The organism is Bifidobacterium aerophilum (assembly GCF_010667685.1).
Lineage (GTDB): Bacteria > Actinomycetota > Actinomycetes > Actinomycetales > Bifidobacteriaceae > Bifidobacterium > Bifidobacterium aerophilum.
In genome coordinates this window covers 1-1,703 of the sequence record NZ_WHZW01000047.1, presented here as the reverse complement: position 1 = coordinate 1,703, position 1,703 = coordinate 1, and the positions used below count along the sequence as shown (strand labels likewise).

Below are 1,703 nucleotides of genomic sequence, written 5' to 3'. Positions count from 1 at the left end.
ACGCTCGCACCATGCGTGGTGTTGTTTGAAAAACGTACGCACGGGAGTGGACGTGGTGTCAGCGTGCGGAGCGTCGTGCGGAGCGTTTGCGGTTGCCGGCCGTGGCGATGCGCGCCTGCTTGGCGGCGTGGCCTTTGCCGTCCGTCATGCGGTTGGCCCGTGCGGCGGACAGCGGGGGTTTGCGCTTGTAGTCGTCGGTCTGCTCGAGCGTGACGTGGCCCGAGGGCCTTCCGCCGCCGGGCGTGCAGGGTGCGGGCCTGAGGGTGAGCCCGCCGTCCGTGGCCAGGGCGGCCCGGCAGCGGACCATGCTGTCCAGGCCGGCCACGCTCCAGGCGAGTCCGGTGTGTTTGGTGCGCGCGCATACGACGTGCGCGTTGGTGGCTTCCATCGTGCCCAGCGACGCGTCGACGATCCTCATCCTGTTGGACGCGATGTATTTGTACAGTTCGGTCAGCTGCTCCATGGCCTTGCCGAACCGGCCGGACTCGCGGCCGGCGCATTCGTGGGCGGCCATGCTCATCCAGTCGGATATGGCCTTGAGGGCGAGGTCGGGGCGGATCGCGTCGATCGCGGTCAGGATCGGCGCGACGAGGGGCCTGGGCGCGAGCTTGCGGGTCTTGTCGTTCAGGTGCCAGCGGTCCATGACGCCGGTCGCGTCGGCCTTGACGAGCTCGCCGATGTCCCGGTACGCCTTCTCCCCGTCGCACCCCCAGTACGATTGCTTCACGTCGCTGAGGTCCCATTTCATGTTGACGAGCCCGGCGAGCCGGTCCGCGAATGTGACGCCGTCCTCGACGGCCGCGTACACGAGCGGGTTGCGGCATCGGTTGGCGTTGTCGGGGTCCTTGCCTTCGTATGCCTTCGCGTCCCTGACCTGGGCCCACTTGGGCGCGTTCGCCCGTTTCATCGCCTTGGTGCGCTGCAGGTGGCAGTACACGCCGTCCGCCTCCATGAACAGCGTCGGGGTGCGTTCGGTCCCGACGATCTCGCCGTTGAGCCGTCTGAGGCTGGCGTCCTCCGCCAGTGCGGCGAGCGGCGCGGCGCATGATTCGATCGCGTCCTTGACCGCGGCCGGGCTGACCGGCTCGCCGGAGAACACGGCCACGTGCGCGGCCGCCGGACGGTAGGCCTGCTCGCACGCCATCGACGCGACGAACGCCTTCAGCCCGCGGCTGGCCTTCTCCCTGGGCATGCAGATGCCGGTGTCCTCGAACAGCGGGTAGCGCGGCGCCCCGTCCGCGTCCCGGTAGCGGCGCACGCGGAACTCGACCGTCCCGGCGATCGTCAGCAGCCGCTTCGGGCCGCGGCCCGTCGTCTTCAGCGTGCGGTCGCGGGATCGGAAGATCTCGTCGTCGCGGGCCGTCAGCCTTGCGCCCAACGCGGCCAGGGACAGGCGGGTGAACGGGGCGACGGAACGCGACTCGAGGTCCAGCGCGTCCGACGCCTCGCCGATCGCGGTGGCGGAATCGTCCCACGCGTCCGCCAGGCCGCGCACCATCACCGGCAGCATGGCCTCGTCGCCTGCGAACGATTTCTCCAGTCTGCGCCACGCCCTCGCGCACGACGGGCTCATGGAAACACTGACATTGGTACTCTTGGACATCGGAGGCTCCTTCGCTGGAACGGATAGGTTTAGGCACCACCCATTCTGCCTAGAAGCCTCTAACTATTCCCACCCCTCCATCAGAACAGCAAACACGGTC

1 protein-coding gene is annotated in these 1,703 nt (G+C 68.6%); it reads right to left on the bottom strand.

Annotated features, from left to right (window positions below):
• Positions 1-58: 58 nt before the first annotated feature.
• Positions 59-1,603, bottom strand: a complete 1,545-nt coding sequence (locus tag GFD25_RS11925; RefSeq protein ID WP_163233115.1) for a UPF0236 family transposase-like protein — start codon at positions 1,601-1,603, stop codon at positions 59-61.
• Between the last annotated feature and the right edge of the window lie 100 nt (positions 1,604-1,703).